General features: G+C 64.0%; 17 protein-coding genes and 1 riboswitch. Of the genes, 5 read left to right on the forward strand and 12 right to left on the reverse strand.

The genetic code is table 11. From position 1 onward, the window contains the following. Positions 1-3: 3 nt before the first annotated feature. Both PZ895_RS01420 and PZ895_RS01425 read right to left on the reverse strand, forming a co-directional pair. Positions 4-294, reverse strand: a complete 291-nt coding sequence (locus PZ895_RS01420; protein WP_275837242.1) for a cupin domain-containing protein — start codon at positions 292-294, stop codon at positions 4-6. Then, the gene (locus PZ895_RS01425; protein ID WP_275837243.1) at positions 294-1622 is read right to left on the reverse strand and encodes an aspartate aminotransferase family protein; all 1329 of its coding nucleotides are present in this window, start codon (positions 1620-1622) and stop codon (positions 294-296) included. The genes PZ895_RS01420 and PZ895_RS01425 overlap by 1 nt, the downstream gene beginning before the upstream one ends. A gap of 208 nt (positions 1623-1830) precedes the next feature. On the opposite strand from PZ895_RS01425, the gene PZ895_RS01430 reads away from it, so the two are divergent. Next, on the forward strand, positions 1831-2469 hold the full coding sequence (locus tag PZ895_RS01430; RefSeq protein ID WP_275837244.1) for a TetR family transcriptional regulator C-terminal domain-containing protein: 639 nt from the start codon (positions 1831-1833) through the stop codon (positions 2467-2469). A 215-nt stretch (positions 2470-2684) separates the two neighbouring features. On the opposite strand, the gene PZ895_RS01435 is transcribed toward PZ895_RS01430, so the two are convergent. The 3 genes from PZ895_RS01435 to PZ895_RS01445 all read right to left on the reverse strand — a co-directional run bounded on the left by PZ895_RS01435 (position 2685) and on the right by PZ895_RS01445 (position 6448). Then, positions 2685-3605, reverse strand: a complete 921-nt coding sequence (locus PZ895_RS01435) for a DMT family transporter (protein WP_275837245.1) — start codon at positions 3603-3605, stop codon at positions 2685-2687. An 82-nt stretch (positions 3606-3687) separates the two neighbouring features. After that, a complete protein-coding gene (gene preA, locus PZ895_RS01440) occupies positions 3688-5001 on the reverse strand; it encodes an NAD-dependent dihydropyrimidine dehydrogenase subunit PreA (RefSeq protein WP_275837246.1) in 1314 nt (437 codons plus the stop codon). Positions 5002-5077: 76 nt separating this feature from the next. Then, the gene (locus PZ895_RS01445; protein WP_275837247.1) at positions 5078-6448 is read right to left on the reverse strand and encodes an NAD(P)-dependent oxidoreductase; all 1371 of its coding nucleotides are present in this window, start codon (positions 6446-6448) and stop codon (positions 5078-5080) included. A 162-nt stretch (positions 6449-6610) separates the two neighbouring features. On the opposite strand from PZ895_RS01445, the gene PZ895_RS01450 reads away from it, so the two are divergent. After that, positions 6611-7306 carry a fumarylacetoacetate hydrolase family protein gene (locus tag PZ895_RS01450; RefSeq protein ID WP_275837248.1) on the forward strand — a complete coding sequence of 232 codons (696 nt, stop codon included), beginning with the start codon at positions 6611-6613 and terminating at the stop codon, positions 7304-7306. 47 nt (positions 7307-7353) lie between these two features. On the opposite strand, the gene PZ895_RS01455 is transcribed toward PZ895_RS01450, so the two are convergent. Beyond that, positions 7354-7896: a hypothetical protein gene (locus PZ895_RS01455; protein ID WP_275837249.1), complete on the reverse strand. Its 543-nt coding sequence runs from the start codon at positions 7894-7896 to the stop codon at positions 7354-7356. Between the two features lie 332 nt (positions 7897-8228). Here PZ895_RS01455 and PZ895_RS01460 point away from each other — a divergent pair, with 332 nt between their 5' ends. Next, positions 8229-8360: a hypothetical protein gene (locus PZ895_RS01460; protein WP_275837250.1), complete on the forward strand. Its 132-nt coding sequence runs from the start codon at positions 8229-8231 to the stop codon at positions 8358-8360. A gap of 22 nt (positions 8361-8382) precedes the next feature. Here the strand turns inward: PZ895_RS01460 and PZ895_RS01465 are convergent, their stop codons facing one another. From PZ895_RS01465 to PZ895_RS01490, 6 genes are all read right to left on the reverse strand, one after another. Beyond that, positions 8383-10806 (reverse strand): FAD-dependent oxidoreductase, encoded by a 2424-nt coding sequence (locus tag PZ895_RS01465; RefSeq protein WP_275837251.1) that lies wholly within the window; start codon positions 10804-10806, stop codon positions 8383-8385. A gap of 117 nt (positions 10807-10923) precedes the next feature. Continuing rightward, complete coding sequence (locus tag PZ895_RS01470) at positions 10924-12462, reverse strand: trimethylamine methyltransferase family protein (protein WP_275837252.1); 1539 nt, start codon at positions 12460-12462, stop codon at positions 10924-10926. Positions 12463-12610: 148 nt separating this feature from the next. Beyond that, complete coding sequence (locus tag PZ895_RS01475; RefSeq protein WP_275837253.1) at positions 12611-15076, reverse strand: ABC transporter ATP-binding protein; 2466 nt, start codon at positions 15074-15076, stop codon at positions 12611-12613. Between the two features lie 4 nt (positions 15077-15080). After that, entirely contained in the window at positions 15081-16238 is a 1158-nt protein-coding gene (locus PZ895_RS01480) for an ABC transporter permease (protein WP_275837254.1), read from the reverse strand. 12 nt (positions 16239-16250) lie between these two features. Further along, entirely contained in the window at positions 16251-17285 is a 1035-nt protein-coding gene (locus tag PZ895_RS01485; protein WP_275837255.1) for an ABC transporter permease, read from the reverse strand. A 98-nt stretch (positions 17286-17383) separates the two neighbouring features. After that, complete coding sequence (locus PZ895_RS01490) at positions 17384-19048, reverse strand: ABC transporter substrate-binding protein (protein WP_275837256.1); 1665 nt, start codon at positions 19046-19048, stop codon at positions 17384-17386. Positions 19049-19325: 277 nt separating this feature from the next. Further along, a riboswitch (cobalamin riboswitch) is annotated at positions 19326-19530 on the forward strand. 146 nt (positions 19531-19676) lie between these two features. Between PZ895_RS01490 and PZ895_RS01495 the strand changes: the two genes are divergently transcribed. Beyond that, positions 19677-21572: a TonB-dependent receptor gene (locus PZ895_RS01495; RefSeq protein ID WP_275837257.1), complete on the forward strand. Its 1896-nt coding sequence runs from the start codon at positions 19677-19679 to the stop codon at positions 21570-21572. Positions 21573-21775: 203 nt separating this feature from the next. Then, positions 21776-22609, forward strand: coding sequence for an ABC transporter substrate-binding protein (locus tag PZ895_RS01500; protein ID WP_275837258.1), 834 nt, complete (start codon positions 21776-21778; stop codon positions 22607-22609).

Genomic DNA, 22609 nt, shown 5'->3' on the forward strand with positions numbered 1-22609 from the left:
CCCCTATGCTTTCAGTTCGATCTCGACGAAGGACATCGTCGCATCGCCGTCATTGACGACATTGTGCTCGACGCCCTCGTTCCTGCGGTAGGCGTCGCCGGCCTTGAAGTCGACCCGGCGGCTCGTCCCGCCGGGTTCCTCCAGAAGCATGTTGCAGGGCGTCAGCGTCGTGATCACATAGTCCATGCCGTGCCGGTGCCACCCCGTCTCCGCACCGGGCGCGAAGTCCCAGCGTGTGACGCGCACCTTTTCATCATCGACCAGGACTTCGTGCGTCGCCTGCGCCCGCGCCATCACGCCACCTCGTTCAGCACCGTGCGCACGCAATCGACGATCTCGTCGATCTGCCCCCTTTCGATGATCAAGGGCGGCGAGAGCGCGATGATGTCGCCGGTGGTGCGGATCAAAACCCCCTTCTCGAACGCCTTGACGAAGGCCGAGAAGGCGCGCTTGGTCGGCTCGCCCGCAATCGGCTGGAGTTCGATCGCGCCGACGAGCCCGATATTGCGGATGTCGATGACGTTCGGTGCGTCCTTCAGCGAGTGAAGCGCGTCCTCCCAGTAGGGCGCAAGCTCGGCGCCGCGCGTGAGCAACCCCTCCTCCTTGTATGTGTCGAGCGTCGCGATCGCCGCGGCCGAGGCGATCGGATTGCCCGAATAGGTGTAGCCGTGGAAGAACTCGATCATGTGCTCGGGACCGGTCATGAACGCGTCGTGGATTTCCGACGTCACGAACACCGCGCCCATCGGGATAACGCCGTTGGTCACGCCCTTGGCCGTGGTGATGATGTCGGGCATCACGCCGAAATAGTCGGCCGCGAACGGGGTTCCAAGACGGCCGAAACCGGTGATGACCTCGTCGAATATCAACAGGATGCCGTGCTTGGTGCAGATGTCGCGCAGGCGCTTCAGATAGCCCTGCGGCGGTATCAGCACGCCGGTCGAACCGGCCACCGGCTCGACGATGACGGCGGCGACGGTCGAGGCATCGTGCAGCGTGACGATGCGCTCGAGCTCGTCGGCAAGATCGCCGCCATGCTCCGGCACGCCGCGCGTGAACGCGTTCTTTGCCGGCAGATGCGTGTGCGGCATGTGGTCGACACCGGTGAGCAGCGTGCCGAACATCTTGCGGTTGGTGACGATGCCGCCAACCGAGATACCGCCGAAATTGACGCCGTGATAGCCGCGTTCGCGCCCGATGAGGCGGGTGCGCGCCCCCTGCCCCTTCACGCGCTGGTAGGCGAGCGCGATCTTGAGCGCGGTATCGACGGATTCCGAACCGGAATTGGTGAAGAACACATGGTCCATGCCTTGCGGAGCGACGTCGACCAGCCGGTTCGCCAGTTCGAAGACGATCGGATGGCCCATCTGGAACGCCGGCGCGTAGTCGAGTTCGGCGACCTGGCGCTGCACCGCCTCGGTGATCTTCGGCCGGCAGTGGCCGGCATTGACGCACCACAGACCCGCCGTGCCGTCGAGAATCTCACGGCCATCGGTCGTGCGGTAGTGCATGTCCTTCGCAGATGCCAGCATACGCGGCGCCTGCTTGAACTGCCGGTTGGAGGTGAACGGCATCCAGAATGCGGAAAGATCGTTCGGCGCGACATTGAGCCGGTTCGACATGACCAAGCTTCCCCTTTTTCGTGTTCCCTTTTCGGCCAACGCTTGGTGTGTCGGACGCAGTCGTGCTACGCATTTTTGACCGATTGGACAAACGTTAGCACCGCCACCATGGCGGTCAAGGACATAGTAGGGGAAATGGCGCAGCATCCTCGCGCTCCACACGCGATGAGCAACTGGTCCAGTCAATTGGTCCAGTGGAGATGTCGCCATGGACGCTGAAACACCCGTTCGCAGGCGCCGCACGCGCATCCAGACTGAGAAGCGCGAACTGATCCTGGATGCCGCGCTCGACGTCTTCGCCCAGCACGGCTTTCGCGGCGCGACCATCGACCAGATCGCAGAGGCGGCCGGCATGTCGAAGCCGAACCTTCTTTATTATTTCCGCTCGAAGGAGGCGATGTTCACGACGCTGATCGAGCGCCTGTTGCAGACCTGGCTGGCACCGCTGCGCGAACTCGACGACATCGGCGACCCGGTCAGTGAACTGCGCTCCTATATCCGCCGCAAGCTGGAAATGGCGCGCGACTACCCGCGCGAAAGCCGTCTCTTCGCCAACGAGATTTTGCAGGGCGCCCCCCGCATCCAGCACCTGATCGAGGACGAGTTGAAGCCTCTCGTCGACGAAAAGGCCGCGCTCATCAAGGGCTGGATGAAGGCCGGCAAGATCGCGACGACCGACCCCTGGCACCTCATCTTCTCGATCTGGGCGACGACGCAGCACTATGCCGATTTCGACGTCCAGGTCCGGACGGTCCTCGGGCCGGACAGAGGCGGCGATGGCCGCTTCGAGGACGCGGCACGCTATCTGGAGCAGTTGTTTCTGGAGGGGTTGAGGCCGAAGGGGTGACGCTTGCGCACCTGCCTTGATCGATCTTTCTTACATTTCGCCAGAGATGCCCGCCACGTTGTTGAGTTGATCGAGTTTGCGGAGCGCAACCTTCTCGATCATTCGCCAGCTTCGCTGCCAGACTCCTTCGCCGAATAAAGCCTGTGTGTGCTTGTCTGCGAAGCTTCGGATCATGTTACGTTAGACATAACAAAGCGGATGACCATCTGCAACATCTAGCGGTCCGGCGCCATCGCCAGCACCACCAGCGCCGCCATCGTGAACAGTGCGCCGGCGGCCACCGCGCCACTCGCCCAGCCATGTCCAAGCAGCCCTTCATAGAGAATGATGAAGGACGGCGTCAGATAGGTGTAGGCCATCACCTTCGCCGCTGGCAGGCGCATCGCGCCGAACTGGACGAGAAACGTCGTGCCGGCCGTGGTGAAGACGGCGAGGTAGGCGACCGCGATCCAGACGATCGGCGGCAGCGTCGCCCAGTCGGTCCCGAGGAGTTCGGGCACCGAATAAAGCGTGATCCAGAGGCCGGTGCCGAACAGCGTCCAGAGCGTGAAGACCGGCAGCGCCTCGCCGCGATTGAGCCGGCGCACCAGCGGCGCATAGGCCGCGTGGCAGGCGACGCCGACGAGGAAGATCAGTTCGCCCAGCCCGAGGTCGAAGGCGAGCAACGCGCTCACGTCCCCTCGAAAGATGACCCAGATCGCCCCGCAGGCGGCGACGACGAGGCTGACGAGCACGATCGCGCGCGGCTTTTCGCTAAGAAAGATCAGCCCGAACCCCGCCGCCATCAGCGGCATCAGCGTGAACACGGCGCCCGTCGCCACCGGCGTCGTCAGCCGCAGCGCGATGAACATGGTGATGAAGAACACGGCCATCAGGAAGCCCAATACGCCGTAGCGCCAGATTTCGCGCGGCGCCGGAACGCGGCCCTTGTTCAGGAGCGCCACCACCGTCGCCATCACGGCAATGCCGAAGACGAAACGCACGGCATTGATCGCGCCCGGCCCGATATGAGAAGCAGCCATCGCGCCGATCGAATAGGAGCCGGAAACGAGCGCGGCGAAGCCGAGCATCGCCATATGCCCGATCATCTTGTCGCGGCCCTGCGCGTGCGTGCGCCTGATTGAAATATCCGCCACGCGGCCTCCTCGCCAATGCGAAATCGGGCGCGGATTTCCCGCGCCCGATGCACTTCACATGAGAACCATCCCGCCCGCAAGCCTACTCGGCGGCAACCTTTGCGGCAGGATTGTTCGGATGCGTGGTCCAGTTCGCATAGGTGGGAGAAACCGGCCTGTCGGTCCGCTGGTCCATGACGCCGGCCGCAAGCGGCTCCATGGTGATGCAGTTCTCGACCGGGCAGACATTGACGCACAGATTGCAGCCGACGCACTCCGCCTCAATCACCTCGAAATGCCGCTTGCCGTCCACCATGTTGGTGATCGCCTGGTGCGAGGTGTCCTCGCAGGCGATGTGGCAGCGCCCGCACTTGATGCACAAATCCTGGTCGATATGCGCCTTGGTGACGTAGTTGAGGTTCAGATACTGCCAGTCGGTGACGTTCGGCGTCGCGCGGCCGATGATGTCGTCGAGGTCGCGATGGCCCTTCTCGTCCATCCATTCCGAAAGGCCGGTGATCATCTCCTCGACGATCTTGAAGCCATAGGTCATCGCCGCCGTGCAGACCTGCGCATTGCCGGCGCCGAGCGCCAGGAACTCTGCCGCGTCGCGCCATGTGGTGATGCCGCCGATCGCCGAGATCGGCAGGCCGCGCGTTTCGGGGTCGCGGGCGATTTCGGCGACCATGTTCATCGCGATCGGTTTCACCGCCGGGCCGCAATAGCCGCCATGCGTGCCCTTGCCGTCGATGGTCGGCTCCGGCGCGAAGCTGTCGAGATTGACCGCCGTGATCGAGTTGATCGTGTTGATCAGCGAAACCGCATCCGTTCCGCCGGCAAGCGCTGCCCGCGCGGGCTTGCGGATGTCGGTGATGTTCGGCGTCAGCTTGGTGATGACGGGCATCCGCGTATACTGCTTGCACCAGCGCACGACCATTTCGATATATTCGGGAACCTGGCCGACGGCCGCGCCCATGCCGCGCTCGCTCATGCCGTGCGGACAGCCGAAATTGAGCTCGATGCCGTCCGCGCCGGTTTCCTCGACCAGCGGCAGGATCGACTTCCAGGCATTTTCCTCGCACGGAACCATGATTGACACGACCATCGCCCGGTCGGGCCAGTCGCGCTTCACCTGCTTGATCTCGCGCAGATTGGTCTGGAGGTCGCGGTCGGTGATGAGCTCGATATTGTTGAGGCCGAGCAGGCGCCTGTCCGCGCCCCAGATGGCGCCGTAGCGCGGGCCGTTGACGTTGACGACGGGCGGCCCTTCCTCGCCCAGCGTCTTCCAGACGACCCCACCCCAGCCCGCCTTGAAGGCGCGCACGACATTGTACGCCTTGTCGGTCGGCGGCGCCGAGGCCAGCCAGAACGGATTGGGCGACTTGATGCCGACGAAGTTCGAACGAATGTCTGCCATGCTCATGCCCTCACACCAAAGCATCGGACCGAAAAGTGGAAACCGGTTTTCGGACGGTTCCGATGCGCATTAGAAACTAGATCGCCGCAGGCGATCGGTCGCTGAGTGTCCGGTGAATGCTCTCGGCCGCTTCGCGGCCTTGCGCGACGGCGGAGACCGTCAGGTCGTCACCGCCGAGGATGCAGTCACCGCCGGCCCAGATCTTCGGCGCAGAGGTGCGGCCCTCATCGTCGACCTTGATGCGCCCGGCCTCCATCGCGATTGCCGAGCCCGAGCCGTTGAGCGGCATCGGATCGAAGGTCTGGCCGATCGCCTTGAACACCTGATCGGCCTCGATGCGCACCGTCTCGCCGGTGCCGGCAACGCGGCCGTCGCGGATTTCGGTGTATTCGAGCTCGATGCCGGTCACCTTGCCGTTCTCCGCAAGAATGCGCACCGGCTTCAGCCAGTGGCGGATGGTGACGCCCTTGGACGCCGCCAGGTCCTGCTCGAATTCCGAAGCGTTCATGTCATCCTTGCCGCGACGGTAAGCGATGGTGACCTGCTCGGCACCGAGCAGCTTCGACTGGACCGCGGCATCGACCGCCGTCATGCCGCCGCCGATGACGACGACGCGCCGGCCGACCTGCAATTGCGACAAATCCGGCGACTGGCGAAGCGTGGCGATGAAATCGACCGCGTTCTCGACGCCCTCGAAATCCTCGCCATCGGCCTGCAATGCGTTGACGCCGGTCAACCCCGCGCCGACGAAGACCGCATCGTAATTGGCGGCGAGTTCGGCAAGCGCGAAGTCGCGGCCCATCATCTGGCCGTTCTTGACCTCGATATTGCCGATGCCCAGCACATAATCGACTTCCGCCTGCGCGAAGTTTTCCGGCGCCTTGTAGGCCGCGATGCCGTATTCGTTGAGACCGCCGGACTTCGGCCGCGCCTCGTAGATGGTGACGTGGTGGCCGTGCATGGCGAGACGGTGCGCGCAGGCAAGACCTGCGGGCCCGGCGCCGACGACCGCGACCTTGCGTCCGGTTGATGCAGCCGGCTCGTAGAACTGCACGCCCCGCGCCATCGCGGTGTCGGTCGCATAGCGCTGCAAGCGGCCGATCTGCACCGGCTTGCCTTCGGCCACCTCGCGCACGCAGACCTCTTCGCACAAGGTCTCGGTCGGGCAGACGCGGGCGCACATGCCGCCGAGGATGTTCTGGTCGAAGATCGTCTTGGCCGAGCCGAGCGGATTGCCTGTCGAGATCTGCCGGATGAAGAGCGGAATGTCGATCGAGGTCGGACACGCCTGCATACAGGGCGCGTCGTAGCAGAAATAGCACCGATCGGATTCGACCAGCGCCTCATGCCTGTCGAGCGGCGGATGCAAATCCGCGAAATTCTTCGGATACTGATCGGAGGGAAGCCGCTGTGCGGCAATCCCCTCTTTGTAGAGGCCTTCAGCCATTCGGGTTCCCCATTATTGGTTTTCCCGGAAGGCTAGCACGGATTCTTTTTTTATCAATCGGTCAAAAATTGGCGCAGCGCACACAAACCACTGATTAATATGAGTATTTTTGTCCAGTTATTCCATCTTGGCGGACGCCGCTTATCGCGTTAAGCAAAGCGCATGTCAGAATTCGCCTTCGCCGCCCCCGCCCAGCCCTCGCTCGCCATCGCCGGCAGCCACCAGCGCTTTCCCATCCGCCGCATCTATTGCGTCGGCCGCAACTACGCGGCGCATGTGCGCGAAATGGGCAATGACGAGCGCGATCCGCCCTTCTTTTTCATGAAGCCCGCCGACGCCGCCTTCGACGCGGCGGGCGACATCCCCTACCCGCCCTTGACGGCGAACCTGCACCACGAAGTCGAACTCGTGGTGGCCCTCGGCAAGGGCGGCCGCGACATCGCACCCGAAGACGCGCTCGATCATGTCTGGGGCTATGGCGTCGGCATCGATCTGACCCGGCGCGACGTGCAGGAAGAGGCGAAGAAAGCCGCCCGCCCCTGGGAGTGGGCGAAGGCATTCGATCATTCCGCTCCGATCTCGCCGCTGGTGCCCGCAGGGCGCGTCGGCCATCCGGCGTCCGGCCGTATCTGGCTGTCCGTCAATGGCGAGCCGCGCCAGGAGGGCGACCTGGCCGAACAGATCTGGCCCGTCCCGGACATCATCTCGATCGCCAGCCGCTCGGTCGAACTGAAGGCCGGCGATCTGATCATGACCGGAACGCCGGCGGGCGTCGGGGCGCTCGTCCCCGGCGACGGCATCGAGGCCGGCATCGACGGCATTGGCGCGATCAGCGTGACGATGACCGGCTATCCCTGAGGTCTGGAACCGAACTGCATCAGGCGCCGCAGGTCGTTCACGGCCTTTCAGGAATTGTCGCCGCCGACCACGTCGCGCATCTTCTGCGCCTTGATGATCGAGCGGGCATACTGCTCCCAGGACGAGCGCAGGTGGAGCATCGTCGTCGTCAGATTCTCGGCCACTGCCTCGAGTTCTTCGAGCGCCTTGAGATTCTTGGAAAACTGCCCGGCGAGGTCTTCGGAAATGTCGCCCGCCTTGGTGGTGGCGATCATCGCCTTCAACGCCTTGCCGGTGTCCTGCGCCTGCGGAACGATCTTGGCCAGCGTCTCATAGGCCGCATCATATTGCAGTTCCGCCGCTTCGAGTTGCGGGCGCTGCTGGTCGAGAACGCGCAGCATGTTGCGCCAGTCGCGCATCCGCCGGTCGAGGTCCTCGCTCAGGCCGGCAAAGCCGCCGGCGATTCGGCGCGGCGCGCGTGCCTGGTCGCCGGGCGCACCCGGCAGGTTCAATTCGCGGCGCGGACGCGCCGGTTCGGAAGTCTTGGCGGCATCGATCCGAAGTGCTTCGGTCAATCCCGCGTCAAGCGTCTTGATTGTGCTCTGTTCCATAGCGAACTCCACTTGAATGAGGACTTGTCAACTCTCTCGGCGAAACTGCACACAAAAAGCTGAACGCGCAACGATAACGTTAAGGTCTGGTTAACATGCTGATTTTCATGCCCTTGTAGAGCAAGTAGAACGACCGGATTTCTTGAACTGCGGCCCACGCGGCATCACGATTTTTTTGCCTGTTTTCCCCATATTTATTGGCCTGGGCAGGCGACATTGGCGATGAGCTTCGTTAGCTTTCGTTAACCATTCGGGGGAACGGGGTCGTCGTGAAGCCTTGCACACATAACACATTGAATCTGCTTGCAGAAATGCAGGAAAACGAAGCCGCCATGTGGGGCCGTCGCGCGGGCGATGCCGCACGCTGGGGCCTGTGCGACGACCATGCCGACGCACGCAGCCGCGCGCAGTCGCACCGGATCGAAGCGCTTGCTCTGCGCGCCGGAATCGACAGCGGCGCCTGAGCGCCGGGCAGTCCTTAACCGCTCATCCTCTCATTCGGGCAAAGTCCGGGTCGAACAGCACCCCGCCAAGCCGACGCGCAGCGTGCCGCCGACCGAGAAACTCGATCTCGAAACCGTCCGTCTCCCCGGCGATTTCCTTCGGCAAATAGCCCATCGCGACCGACATTGCGCAATGGTGCGCATAGCCGCCGGACGTCACCCAGCCCCTGACCGCGCCGCGATGCCAGATCGGTTCGTCGCCGATGACGTCGGCATCGATCGCCTCGACGGCGAAACTGCACAGCCGAAGCTTGCCGCCATCCCGCTTCTCTGCCAGCGCCGCCTCCTTGCCGATGAAATCGGCCGCCTTGTCATAGGCCACGAAGCGGTCGAGCCCGGCTTCCAGCGGCCCGTAGATCGGCCGGAATTCGCGCGCCCACGAGCCATAGCCCTTTTCGAGCCGCAGCGAATTGAGCGCCCGCGCGCCGAAGAGCCCGACGCCGAACGCCTCGCCTGCGTCCAGCAGCGCGTCGAGCACTTGCCGCTGGTATTCCGGCGCCATCCAGAGCTCAAAGCCGAGATCTCCCGTATAGCTCACCCGCCCGACGAGGCACGGCGCCATCGCAACGTCCATCCTGCGGATCGCCATGAACGGAAACGCCCCGTTCGAGACATCGACGCGCGTGACCTTCTCCAGCACCCGCCGCGCCTCCGGCCCGGCGATCGACAGGCCCACCTTGCCGAGCCCCAGCGCCTCCACCCGCACCGACCCACCCTCGGGCAGATGGCGTTCGAACCAGCGCATATGGAACTGCTCGGCGATGCCGGAACCGAAGATGAGGTATTCACCGTCGAGGTTTGCCACCGTAAAGTCCCCGATCAGGCCGCCATCTTCCTTCAGCATCGGCGCCAGCGTCATCCGCCCCGGCTTCGGCAGCCGGCAGGCGAGCATCCGGTCGAGCCACGCTTGCGCCCCCGCGCCCGTCACGCGATACTTGGCGAAACTCGAGATCTCCGACAGCCCGACCCGCTCGCGCACCGTCGTGACCTCGCGCGCGACATGTTCGAAATCGGTCGAGCGCCGCCAGGAAAATTCGTCCTTCACGCCCGCCGGCGCATACCAGAGCGGCACTTCCAGCCCGTAGGCCGCACCCCATTGCGCGCCGCGTTCCGACAGGCGGTCATAGACCGGCGTCGTCTTGAGCGGCCGGCCGGCCGGCAGTTCCTCGTTCGGAAAGCGGATCGAGAAGCGGCGCGAATAATTCTCGCGCACCTTGGCGTTGGTATAGGCCATCGACGCCCAGTCGCCGTAGCGCGCGACGTCCATCGCCCAGATGTCGGCGCCCGGATCGCCCTCGATCATCCAGTTGGCGATGGCAAGCCCGACGCCGCCGCCCTGGCTGAACCCGGCCATCACCCCGCACGCGACCCAGAAGCCCGGCAGGCCGCGCACCGGCCCGACCAGCGGATTGCCGTCCGGCGCGAAGGTGAAAGGCCCGTTGATGATCTGCTTGATTCCGGTCGTCTGGAAGGCCGGGAAATGCCGGAAGCCGACTTCGAGCGAAGGCGCGATGCGATCGATATCAGGCTCCAGCAATTCGTGTCCGAAGCTCCACGGCGTCTCGACCTCCGACCACGGCTTGCCGGCCTTTTCATAGGTCCCCATCAGCATCCCGCCGCGCTCCTGGCGCAGGTATAGCTCGCCGTCGAAATCGACCGCATGGATGATTTCCCTGCCGGTCTTCGCGTTCCACTTCGTGACCTCCGGCATGTCTTCGGTGATGAGATACATGTGCTCCATGGCGAGCACCGGCAGTTCGAGCCCGACCATGCGCCCGACCTCGCGCGCCCACAGCCCGCCGGCATTGACGACGTGCTCGGCCACCACCTCGCCCTTGTTGGTGATGACGCGCCACATGCCGTCCTCTCGGCGCACGATGTCCTCGACCTTGTTGAAACGTTCGACGCTCGCCCCCAGCTTCCGCGCCGCCTTGGCATAGGCATGGGTGACGCCGGACGGGTCCAGATGCCCGTCCTCCTTGTTCTTCACGGCGCCGACGAATTCCTTCGGATCGAGAAGTGGCATCAGTTCGCCGGCTTCCTTGGCCGATATTTCCTCAAGCTCGATCCCCAGATAGCGCCCCTTGGCGACGAGGTTGCGCAGCCAGTCCATACGTGCTTCGGTCGCCGCCAGCAGCACGCCGCCGGTCAGATGCACGCCGGTCGCCTGGCCCGACAGTTCCTCGATCTCCTTGTAGAGTTCGATCGTGTATTTCTGAAGCTTGGCGACGTTCGGATCGCCATTGATCGTGTGCATCCCGCCGGCCGCGTGCCAGGTCGAGCCGGAGGTGAGTTCGTCGCGCTCCAGAAGGACGACATCCGTCCAGCCCGCGCGCGCGAGATGATAGAGCACGGAGCAGCCGACGACACCGCCTCCGATGACCGCGACCCTGGCATGTGATTTCATGGAAATTCCTGTGAATTCAGTTAGTTGGTTTGGCTTGTGGAATCGGGATGGGAAGTGGTTCAAACCGTGAATGTCTGCGTCCCTTCGCGCCCGGCGAGCGCTGACGATCAGCGAACATCAAGGCTCCCCACCTCCAATCGCTTTCCGCCGCTTCGCTACATAGTCATCGAGCTCCTCGCGAGCGCCCTCGTCCATCACCGGCTCGACATATTCCTCCAGCGCCTTTTTCCACACCGCCGTCGCGCGCTGCGTCGCATCCAGCCCGCCGGCCTCTTCCCAGCTTTCGAAATTCTGCCAGTTGGACAGGATCGGCTGATAGAAGGCCGTCGAGTAGCGTTCCAGCGTGTGCGCATCGCCGAAAAAGTGCCCGCCCGTCGGCACGCGGCCGAGCGCGTCGAGCGCCAGTTCCCCATCATCGACCGCGATGGGCTGCAAAAATTCCATCATGTGCTGAATCAGCTCGACGTCGATGACGAACTTCTCGAAGCTTGCCGTCAGCCCGCCCTCCTGCCAGCCGGCAGCGTGATAGACGAGGTTGCCGTGGCCGAGGATCGCGCCCCACAGAGCCATCATCGTCTCATAGGCGCCCTGCGCGTCGGCCGCGTTGGAGGCCGAGCCGGGGGTGGTGCGGTATGGCAGTCCGTATCTGCGCGCAAGCTGCCCCGACGCGATGTTGGCCTTGGTGTTCTCCGGCGTCCCGAAGGCCGGCGCGCCCGACTTCATGTCGACATTCGAAGTGAACGCGCCATAGATCGCCGGCGCGCCCGACCGCACGAGTTGCGTCAGCGCGATGCCGGCCAGCGCCTCGGCGTTCTGCTGCGCCAGCGCACCGGCCAGCGTCACCGGGCTCATCGCCCCCATCAGCGTGAACGGCGTCACGCAGACCGACTGGCCGTGTTCGGACATCGCGATCATGCCGTCCAGCATGTCGCCGTCGAAGCGGCGCGGCGAGTTGACCGAGATGATCGTCGTCACCGACGGATCGCCCCGCATCTGGTCCAGCGTCAGTCCGCGCGCGATCGCCGCCATCTTGATGCCGTCCAGCGCCCGGCCAGCGCCGATCGCCGAGACGTGAAACGCCTTGTCGGTCAGCGTCAGATTGGCGCGATAGGTGTCGAGATGGCGCGAATTGGCCGGCAGTTCGATCGGCGCGCAGACCTGGTTGCCGAGCATGTGGATGCAGTTGAAATGCTGCGCCAGCCGCACGAGGTCGCAATAGTCGCGGTAGTTCCCCGAGCGCCGCCCGCGCTCCATGTCGTGAACGTTGGGCGGGCCGGCGACGAGCGTGAAATTGATTGCATCGCCGCCGATCGTCAGCCGGTTCGTCGCATTGCGCGGCGTCAGGTGGAACGACGACGGCGCCCTGGCAACCGCATCGAGAACGAGCCCCCGGTCGAGCCGCACCAGCCCGGTCGAATGGTCCACTGTCGCCCCAGCAGCCCCGAAGATCGACAGCGCCCGCGCGCTCATGATCTCGACGCCGAAATTTTCCAGGATATGCATCGAGGCGTCGTGGATCGCCTCGATCTGGTCGGCCGAAAGCAGTTCCATCGGTGGATAGGGATTGCGCACCGCGCGCCGCGGCAGTTGCGCGATGCCCGCATCCTCGGATCGGCGGGCACGGTCGGCGGAACGGCGGCGGCGGGGCTGGGTCATGCCGCCAATGTGCAAAGGGACGAAAAGCGGCGCTAGAAGAAATACGACATCGAATTGTGGCGATCCAACCGGATCGCCAAACCCTGGAGGGATTGAATAAAAACAAAGCGACACGTCATGCCGCTCATTCGACAATGTCGGAAACCGATCAGCCCTTGTCGGTGTCGCCCGCCGGCCGCGCGCCGATGGCCCGGCGGGCCTCCTCGGGCGAAGCCGCCACGTCGACGGGCCGGCTCGGCTTGGGCTTGGCATCTGCTGCCTCGGCCTCTTCCTCGGCCGTCGCGCCGAACGCAGGCTTCACTTCGGCGCTCGCCGCCGACCGCCCCTCGCCCGCTTCCGTCAGCGATTTTTCCGGCGCCGAGTGGCCCGGCACGGCGGACATTTGTTTCGACGCCACGACCGGCGGCTCACTGCCCGGCGCCCCATCGTCAACCGGATGTTCGTCAGCATCCTGCACATGGCCGCGCGGGGCGTCCGCGGTCGGCGGCTGGCTGGCGGCATCGGCCTCCTTGCCCCCGTCGAAGCTGATCACCGGCTCCATCTTCGCCAGTTCCGCGTCGTCGAGCCAGCAAAGGCTCTTGTGTCCCCCACCGAGTTCGCGCAGCGGCGGCAATTCGGTCTCGCATTTGTTGCCCGGCACGAGATGCTTGTAGTTGCAGCGCGTCTGGAACGGGCAGCCCGAAGGCGGGTTCATCGCCGAGGGAATGTCGCCCTCGAGCACGATATGCTTCTTCACCACGCTCGTATCGGCGATCGGGATCGCGGACAGAAGCGCCTCGGTATAAGGATGGTAGGGCGGCGCGAAGATCTGGTCGGTCGTCCCCTGCTCGACGATATGGCCGAGATACATGACGACGACGCGGTCGGCGAGGTAGCGCACGACGGACAGATCGTGGCTGATGAACAGCATCGTCGTCTTGTTCTTGCGCTGGATGTCCATCAAGAGTTCGGTCACCGCCGCCTGCACGGACACGTCGAGCGCGGAGACTGGTTCGTCGGCCACCACCACTTTCGCATTGCCGGCGAAGGCGCGCGCGACGCCGATGCGCTGCTTCTGTCCGCCCGAAAGCTGGCGCGGCATCCGCGTGGCGAACGCGCGCGGCAATTTCACCAGATCGAGCAGTTCGAACATGCGCTGTTTGCGTTCGGCCGTGTTGCTGCCGACCTTGAATTTTTCCAGCGTGCGGATGATCTGCGCGCCGACCGAATGGCTCGGATTGAGCGTGTCGAACGGGTTCTGGAACACCATCTGGATCGACGAGATCGTCTCGGTGTCGCGCCCCTCGATCGCCGTTCCGCCGATCGGCTTGTTGTCGAGCGTCACGGTGCCGTCGGTCGCCGTCTCCAGCCCGAGCAGCACTTTCGCCAGCGTCGACTTCCCGCAACCGCTCTCGCCGACGATCGCGACAGTTTCGCTCTCGCGCGCCTCGAAGCTGATCTGCTCGTTCGCCTTGACGGTGCGCGTGTCGCCGCCGCCGAAGATGGCGTTGGCCGCGACCTCGTAGTGCTTCTTCAGCTTCTCGATCCGCAACACCGGCGCGCCCGGCTTCACCGCCTCTTTCTGCGTCTTCGCGCCCTCCGGCAGCGCCGTCCAGTCGATCTGGTCGAACCGCACGCAGCGGCTCAAATGCCCCTCGTGCCCTTCCACCATCACCATCGGGATTTCGGCGGCGTTGCACACGCCCTCCACGAAATGATGGCAGCGTGGGCCGAAATTACAGCCCTTCGGCCGCTCGTGCGGCAGCGGCAACTGGCCGGGAATGGCGATCAGCGGCCGCGAATTCTTGTCGGCGCCGGGCAGCGGGATCGAGCGGAACAGCCCCTGCGTATAGGGATGGCGCATATGGTCGAAGACGTCGCGGATCGAGCCCGTCTCCACCGCCTCGCCCGAATACATCACCGTGATCCGGTCGCAGGTTTCGAGGATCAGCCCCAGATTGTGCGACACGAAGATCATCGACGTGCCAAACCGCTTGCCGAGATCCTTGACGAGCTGGACGATGCCGGCCTCCACCGTCACGTCGAGCGCCGTCGTCGGCTCGTCGAGCAGCAACAGCGCGGGCTTCGACAAGAGCGCCATGGCGATGACGATGCGCTGCTGCTGGCCGCCCGAAAGCTGGTGCGGATACGACCCCATCATGCGCGCCGGATCGGGCAGCCGAACGGCCGTCAGCATGTCGAGCGCGCGATCATAGGCTTCCTTTTTGGAAACCTTCTCGTGGATGATCGGCACTTCCATCAACTGCCGCCCGACCTTCATGGCCGGGTTCAGGCTCGCCATCGGCTCCTGATAGATCATTGCGATCTTGTTGCCGCGAATGGCGCGCAGTTCGTCATCCGACATGTCGCCCATGTCGCGGCCCTGAAACCTGATTCGCCCCCCGACGATCTTCCCGACATTGGACAGGTCGCGCATGATGCCGAGCGAGACGGTCGACTTCCCGCACCCCGATTCCCCCACGATCCCCATCGCCTCGCCCGGCATGACCGAGCAGGAAAAGTCCATCACGGCGGGGATTTCCCCGCGCTTGGTGAAGAAGGAGATGGACAGGTTCTCGATTTCGAGGATCGGTTTTGCGTCCTCGACGACGGAGGATTTGACGGTCTCGTTCATGGCCTCAATCCTTCAACGACTGCTCGCGCAGCGCATCCGCCAGGAGATTGAGCCCCAAGACGAAACTCATCAGTGCAATGACGGGCGGAAGCGCCGGATGCACATAGGCGCGCAGGAGCCGGCTCGCATCCTTGATCGCCGTGCCCCAGTCGGGACTTTCCGGCGACAGGCCAAGGCCGAAATAGCCGAGCGTGCCAAGCAGGATGGTCGTGTAGCCGATGCGCAGGCACGCATCGACGATCAGCGGCCCGCGCGCATTGGGCAGCACTTCCCACAGCATGATGTACCAGGGGGTCTCGCCGCGCGTCTGCGCCGCCGCCACATAGTCGCGCGTCTTGATGTCCATCACGAGGCCGCGCACGATGCGAAAGACGCCGGGGCTCGACGCGAACACCACCGCCACGAAGATGTTGAGTTCGTTCGGCGCGATCTGGATGAAGCCGAGCGGATCGGCGTTGAACACCAGCCCCGCATAGATCCAGCCCCCGATCGCCACCGTCAGTCCAAGCTGGATCGCCAGCAGGCCCGGCCGGTGCTTGTTGCGTGTATAGAAGAGCGTGGCGAAGAAGATGATCGGGAACAGGAAGAACACACCGGCCATCGTATAGGGGATCGGCGTCTCCATGATGCCGGGTGTGACCAGCAGGTAGAACAGCAGGATGACCGGGAAGGCGAGGACGAGATTGGCGAGGAAGGACAGGATCGAGTCGATCCGCCCGCCATAATATCCGGCAGGAAGGCCGAGCGTCGTTCCCACCATCAGCGCGAAACCGGTCGCCGCCGGCGCGATCAGAAGCACGATCTGGCTGCCATAGATGGTGCGCGAGAAGATGTCGCGCGCCAGCCGGTCGCCGCCGAAGAGATAGGCCTGGCCCGATTCCGTCTCGATCGCGCCGGGCAGCGCATCCTTCATCATCAGCATCTGGCCCAGCGGGTCGAAGGGTGCAATCGTGCCGGCGAAGATCGCCGTGAACAGCCAGAAATAGCAGATCGTCACGCCGACGACACCGACCCCATTGCCGAAGAGTTCGCCGTAAAGCCCGAGCCGCTTGCGAAAGGCGAAGCTTGCCCCCAGCACGATGGCGAGCGCGATCCAGACCGGCCAGAATCGGGCAAGAACGCCTGTCAGGATCTGCAAGCCACTCAGATATTCGTGTTGCATACGCGTCTTCCCCTACTGAACGCGGATGCGCGGATTGAGATAGGCATAGCCGACATCGGAAATGAGCTGTGTGAACAGCACCACGAAGACCGAGACAAGCGAGCAGCCGAGAAGCATGTCGATGTCGTTGTTGCCCGCCGCTTCCACCAGCGTGAAGCCGAAGCCCTGGTAGCGGAACATCACCTCGACGATGACGACGCCGGTCAGAAGCCACGGAAATTGCAGCATGATGACGGTGAAAGGCGCGATCAGCGCGTTGCGCAGCGCGTGCTTGACGACGACGGCCGAAAAGCCGAGCCCCTTGAGTCGCGCGGTGCGGATATATTGCTGCGTCATCACCTCGACCATCGAGGCGCGCGTCATGCGGGCGATGTAGCCGATGCCGTAGATCGCCATCGTCATCACCGGCAGCGTGAAATTGTTGAAGGTGATGCCCTGGTTGGTCGCGCTCGCCGCCGATCCGTTCAGCCAGCCGAGCCACGAGGCGAAGATCACGGTGAAGATGACGCCCGAGACATATTCGGGCGTCGCCGTGGTGGTGATCGCGGCGACCGAGAGACTTCGGTCCGTCCGCGTGCCCTCGCGCATTCCCGCAAGAATGCCCATCAGGAGCGCGATGGGCACCATCGTCACCATCACCCAGAACATCAGCTTGCCCGTCGCCGCCAGCGCCGGGAACAGCCGGTCCTCGACCGAGGTGCGGAACTTCGTCGAACAGCCCCAGTCGCCTTGGAGAATCCCCGAATAGCCCGGCTCCATCGGGCCGGAACAGTAACTGAAGCGCGGCTGCGGCTCGCCGGCGGCGTTCGTCGCCGGCTGCTTCGGCACCACGCCGAGCCATTGCCCGTAGCGCACGAAGAACGGCTCCCGATAACCGTTGTTCACCAGCCATTGCTCGATCTGCGCGTCCGAGGACCGCATGTCGATCTGGCTGATCGACAGGCGCCGCAAATTCGGCTCCAGATTGACGAGGAAGAACACCACCAGCGTCAGGCAGACCATGGTGAGTGCCATGACGCCGAGACGCCGCAAGATGAATGACAGCATTGGCCCCCTGCCGTTCTGGTTGGGGTTTTGTTTTTATGTTCCCGATGAAGTCCGGCGAAGGCCGCGATGCGGCCTCCGCCTGTCTCGTATGCGACCGGTCAGGCGCCTTCGGCCAGCCAGACCTTGCCCAGGTCGATCTCGAAGGTCGGGTGCATCCCGTGGTTCTTCACCGCCTCGACCGAGTGGTTGTAGAGCGTGCGCCAGTAGGGCTGGATGATGATGCCAGAATCCTGGATGATCGTCTCGATCTTCCCCATCACTTCCTTGCGCTCTTCCGAATCGCCGATCGCCAGGCCCTGGGTGATCAGGCCGTCGAGCTCTTGGTTCGCATAGGCCGTCTCGTTCCAGCTACCGCCCGAGCGATAGGCGAGCGCGATGACCTGGATGCCGAGCGGACGCATGTTCCAGTTCGTCGCCGAGAAGGGATATTTCGTCCAGTCGTTCCAGAAGGTGGAGCCCGGAAGAACGGTGCGCTTGACCTTGAAGCCGGCGTCGCGAAGCTGCGCGGCCACCGCGTCGCATGAATTGCGGTGCCAGGTCTCGTCGACCGAGATGATCTCGTGCTCGAAATCCATCTGGCCGGCTTCTTCCATCATCTGTTTGGCGCGCTCGACGTCGCGCTCATGCGTGGCGATCTCGACATGGTCCGGCTGGATCGGCGAGACGTGGTAGTTGTCGGCCTTCGCGCCGGCATTGTCGATGCCGAGCTGGAGGATGACGTTGTTGTCGACGCCGTACTGCACGGCCTTGCGCACGTTCTGGTCGTCATAGGGTGCGTTGTCGACGTTCATGCGGATGCACAGCGTCGTGCCGGTCATCACTTCCGAGCGCACGAGCCCGATGCCGTCCATGATGTCGAGATAGTCCGAGGTCGTCTCGTAATTGGTGTGAACTTCGCCGGATTCGAAGGCCGAGACCATCGCCGCCGGGTCGGTGCCGTAGTCGATGAACTCGATGCCGTCGAGATAGGCTTCACCGTCCCACCAGGAGCCGTTCTCGCGGCGCTTGAAGACGATGCGGTCGCCGACCGCATAGGAGACGAGTTCGAACGGTCCGGTGCCGATCGGGTTCGCCACCCAGTCCGCGCCGGTCTCGTCGAAGGTCGGATGGACGATCAGAGCGGGGTAGTCGGCGAAGCCGGGAATGATAGACACGTCCGGCTCGGGCAGCGTCAGCTTGACCGTATAGTCGTCCACGCGCTCGACGGCCCCTTCGCGCAGCTTCTTGGTTTCCGGGTCGATCAACGAGGAGACGCGCGTGGCCATCGAGTTGCCTTCGGCGTCCTGATCGGCCCAGCGTGTCAGGTTGTAGATGACGTCGTCGGCGTTGAATTCGTCGCCATTCGTCCAGGTCACGCCCTGGCGCACGTTGAGGATATATTCGGTCGCGTCCTCATTGACCTCCCAGCTTTCCAGAAGCCGGCCCTCGAAGGTGAAGTCACGAGTATACTTGACGAGCGGCTCGAGCGACTGGCGCATTCCGTTGGCGATCTCGGACCAGTCGGCCGTCCGCGGGTCCTTGTTGGCCTTGACGAACATCGCCACGCGCAGTGTGCCGCCGGTAACGGGCTCGCCTGCGTCCTGCGCCAGCGCCCTGCCGGGCGCCGCCATGCCGATCATCGAATAGGCAAGCGCGGTCGTCGCGCCGAAGGTGCTGGCCAGCGCCAGGAATTCGCGACGGTCCAGATCGCCGGCCTTGGCCTCGTCAGCCATCTTTTCGATATGCGCGGGAACGCGATCGCCTTCGCTCTTGAAGAACCTCATGACTGTCATCTCCCATTATTTTTGCCTGAACCCCTAGCATCCCGTATCGGCCCGCCATTGTCAAAAACGGTGCCGGATCAGGATGTTCGGCGCTGAATGTGCCCCGCAACGCCTGCCGCGAACCGCGCAAATGCGACATGGATGACGCTTTTTCGTCACTCGCGCGACAAAAACTGACGTTACGTCGCTCGCGCTGGCGTTGCGGGCTCGCCACAGGAGCACGCCCGGATAACATCTTGGTGACAGTGCCGATTGACGCCGGCTTTCCCGCCCTGCTACCCATCGTCCAGCTTGAGGTGCCTTGCGTCGTCGGACGCGGGCTAAGAGGGAATACGGAAGGACGAAGCCTCGTCCGAGCCGTGGCTGCCCCCGCAACTGTAAGCGCCGAGGACATTCGAACGACCACTGGGCCACCGGTCCGGGAAGGTGAATGATCCGCCGAAGCGCGAGCCAGGAAACCTGCCTTGAGTGTCACCTTTGCCGGATGCGGGGCGCGTTCGGGGCTGTGGTTTCGCAGTGGTGACTTCCGTCATCGCTGGCGATATCGGGGCTGCAACGGTTCCTTTTCCCAGCATCGTTGAGAAGCTTGAGCTGCCGCCCGCGACACGCGGCCGGCATGGGGGACCGAATGCATATTTCCAATCTTGGCACAGCTTGCGCCGTCTCCGCCCTCGCCGTTCTGGCGAGCCTTCCCGCACACGCCCAGTTCACCGAACTGCCGCAGATCGTCGTCACGCCCAACCGCGCGCCGACCGATGCGACCAGGACCGGCTCGCGCGTCGAGACCGTCTCCCGCGAGGAGATCGAAGAAAAATCGCAGCCGCTCGTCATCGACTATCTCGGCCGCCTTCCCGGCATCTCCATCTCCACCCCCGGCGGCCCCGGCGGCGAGGGCTCGCTTTCGGTTCGCGGCGCGCCGCGACGCTACGTGAAGACGCTCTATAACGGCATCGACATTTCCGACCCGACCAGCCCGCAGGTCCAGACCTCCTATCAATACCTCCTGTCGTCCGGTATCGACACGATCGAGGTCTTGAAGGGCTCGCAATCGACGCTCTACGGCTCCGACGCCATCGCCGGCGTCATCAGCCTGTCCACACTGGGCGACATCGATCCGGGCGTCACGCACCTTCTTCACGGCGAAGGCGGCTCCTTCGGCACCGCGCGCGGTGCCTACGGCCTGCGCGCCGCCAATGAGGACGCCAAGGCCGCGATCAACATCGCCGGCTTCCGCACCGACGGCATCTCGGCGGCGGCTTCCGGCACCGAGCGCGACGGCTACGAAAACGTCACCTTCGACGCCGCGGGAGAGTATCGCCTCAACGATGCGGTATCGGTATTCGGCTCGCTGCTCTATATCGATGCGACGGCGGAATATGACGAGGACTTCGCATCGCCTCCGGCTGACGATCCGTTTGGGATTAACCGCAATCTCAGCAAACAGTTGGCGGGACGCGCCGGCTTCAATGTCGATTTGTTAGATGGGCGTCTCAAGAATCAATTCTCCGTACAGGCATTCGACCTTGATCGCCGCATCCGTTCAGCCGGACTGAACACGACCAATGACCGGACTTCGTTTGACGGCGACTATTTGGGCAATCGCGTGAAGCTGGACTGGAACGGTAGTTTTGCGGCTACCGATTTGTTCACTATTCAGTATGGCGCTGACTATGAGCGGCAAGAAGCGAAGACAGCTACAGTGTCTGTGTTCCCGCCGTTCCCTGACAGTATCGGCAGTTCCAATGAACGATCGTCACTGACCGGCGTCTGGAGCCAGATCATCGCTGAACCGGTCGCCGGTTTCGTCCTCACCGGCGGCCTGCGTCACGACAAACACTCCGAGTTCGGCAGCTACACGACCTATCGCGCAACCGGCTCCTACGCGTTCGATACGGGCACGCGCATTCACTCTTCGGTCGGGACCGGCTTCCGCTCGCCCAGCCTCTTCGAACTCTACGATCCGTTTTCGGGCAACGACACGTTGCAGCCGGAAGAAAGCTTTTCCTTCGACATCGGCGTGGAACAGCGATTCCTCGACGACCGTGCGCTCGCCGACGTCACATTGTTCCATCTCGATATCGACAATCTGATCGACTTCGTGGGCTTCGGCTACGTGCAGACCCCCGGCCGCTCGCGCCAGCAGGGCGTCGAGGCGTCGGTGCTCTATGACGTCAACGAGTGGCTCGCCTTGGGCGCGGCCTACACCTACACTTCCACCCGCGACGCCAACGGAAACCGCAACGTCCGCGTTCCCCGCCACGAAATCGGCCTGTCGGCGGCCTACCGCCCGGCCGAAAAATGGACGATCTCCGCCGACGCCAAGATCGCTGTCGACACGGTCGACAGCGGTGCTTTCAAGCTCGACGACTACGTTCTGGTCAACGCCAAGGTGGCCTATCAGGCAACCAAAAGCACGGAATTCTACGTCCGCGCGGAAAACCTTTTGAACCAGGACTACCAGACCGTCCGCGGCTACAACACGCCCGGCCTCGCCGCCTTCGCCGGCTTCAAGTCGAGGTTCTGATGCGTGGATGTCCGGCAGATCGTGAAGGTCGGCGCTCCGTCGCACGCCCCTCTGTCCTGTCGGACATCTCCCCCGCGAGGGCGGAGATCAATCTCGTCCTCGCCGCGGATAATCTTCCCCCCTGCGGGGGGGCCGTAGGACGGGCCGAGACCCGTGGCTCGGGCCAGGGCGTCTGGCAGCCCAGAGGGGGGCGCCGCAGGGCAATGCTGCTGACGGCTATCGTCAGCGCCCTGTCATCAACAGCCCCCGCCGCCGACCTCCCTCGCATCATGTCGATGAACGTCTGCACCGATCAACTCGTCCTCCTCCTCGCCGAGACCGAGCAGATCGTTTCCCTCTCCGACCTCTCCCTCGACCCCTCCCTCTCCTACCTCCACGCCGAGGCCGCACCCTACCCGAAGAACAGCGGCCGCGCCGAAGAAGTCTTCCTCGCCAGGCCCGACCTCGTCGTCACCGGCACCTTCTCGCTCCACAACACGACGAGCCTCCTCGAAACGCTCGACTTCGCCGTCGAGGAATTCGCCTACGACCAGTCCGTCGACACCATCCCCGGTGAGATCCGCCGCATGGGCGCACTCATCGGCCAGGACGCCAGGGCCGAAACCATCGCATCGGCCTACGAGCGCGACCTCGCCGACCTGCGCGCCCGCCAATGCACCATGAAGCCGACCGCCATCGCTTACGAACAGAACGGCGTCGTCCTCGGCGAAGGCACGCTCGCCGACAGCGTCATCGACGCCGCCGGCTTCACCAATCTGGCGACCGAACTCGGCTATTCGGCCATGACGCCGCTGCCGCTCGAACACCTCGTCTCGCACCAGCCCGACATCGTCGTCGTCTCCGAGCCGATGACTGATGCCCCTGCCCTCGCCGACCAGATCGCTCACCATCCTGCCTTGCGCGCGCTCGAAACCTCGCGCATCGGCGCCTTCGTGCCGCGCGGTGCCTGGGCCTGCGGCGGGCCGTTCGTCATCGAGGCGGTGCGCGCCTTGACCGAGTTGCGCGAAGAGATCGCTTCCTGCGATCCGGCGCGGTAG

Origin of the sequence: Mesorhizobium sp. YIM 152430 (genome assembly GCF_029210365.1) — a bacterium.
In the GTDB taxonomy this organism is placed as follows: Bacteria; Pseudomonadota; Alphaproteobacteria; order Rhizobiales; family Rhizobiaceae; genus Aliihoeflea.

Bases quoted from the DNA above. Each gene is read 5' to 3' on its own strand.
- preA (WP_275837246.1), bottom strand. From the start codon at position 5,001: ATGGCAGACATTCGTTCGAACTTCGTCGGCATCAAGTCGCCCAATCCG.
- PZ895_RS01425 (WP_275837243.1), bottom strand. From the start codon at position 1,622: ATGTCGAACCGGCTCAATGTCGCGCCGAACGATCTTTCCGCATTCTGG.
- PZ895_RS01500 (WP_275837258.1), top strand. From the start codon at position 21,776: ATGCTGCTGACGGCTATCGTCAGCGCCCTGTCATCAACAGCCCCCGCC.
- PZ895_RS01465 (WP_275837251.1), bottom strand. From the start codon at position 10,806: ATGAAATCACATGCCAGGGTCGCGGTCATCGGAGGCGGTGTCGTCGGC.
- PZ895_RS01460 (WP_275837250.1), top strand. From the start codon at position 8,229: ATGTGGGGCCGTCGCGCGGGCGATGCCGCACGCTGGGGCCTGTGCGAC.
- PZ895_RS01490 (WP_275837256.1), bottom strand. From the start codon at position 19,048: ATGAGGTTCTTCAAGAGCGAAGGCGATCGCGTTCCCGCGCATATCGAA.
- PZ895_RS01485 (WP_275837255.1), bottom strand. From the start codon at position 17,285: ATGCTGTCATTCATCTTGCGGCGTCTCGGCGTCATGGCACTCACCATG.
- PZ895_RS01420 (WP_275837242.1), bottom strand. From the start codon at position 294: ATGGCGCGGGCGCAGGCGACGCACGAAGTCCTGGTCGATGATGAAAAG.
- PZ895_RS01480 (WP_275837254.1), bottom strand. From the start codon at position 16,238: ATGCAACACGAATATCTGAGTGGCTTGCAGATCCTGACAGGCGTTCTT.
- PZ895_RS01445 (WP_275837247.1), bottom strand. From the start codon at position 6,448: ATGGCTGAAGGCCTCTACAAAGAGGGGATTGCCGCACAGCGGCTTCCC.
- PZ895_RS01475 (WP_275837253.1), bottom strand. From the start codon at position 15,076: ATGAACGAGACCGTCAAATCCTCCGTCGTCGAGGACGCAAAACCGATC.
- PZ895_RS01470 (WP_275837252.1), bottom strand. From the start codon at position 12,462: ATGACCCAGCCCCGCCGCCGCCGTTCCGCCGACCGTGCCCGCCGATCC.
- PZ895_RS01430 (WP_275837244.1), top strand. From the start codon at position 1,831: ATGGACGCTGAAACACCCGTTCGCAGGCGCCGCACGCGCATCCAGACT.
- PZ895_RS01450 (WP_275837248.1), top strand. From the start codon at position 6,611: ATGTCAGAATTCGCCTTCGCCGCCCCCGCCCAGCCCTCGCTCGCCATC.
- PZ895_RS01495 (WP_275837257.1), top strand. From the start codon at position 19,677: ATGCATATTTCCAATCTTGGCACAGCTTGCGCCGTCTCCGCCCTCGCC.
- PZ895_RS01455 (WP_275837249.1), bottom strand. From the start codon at position 7,896: ATGGAACAGAGCACAATCAAGACGCTTGACGCGGGATTGACCGAAGCA.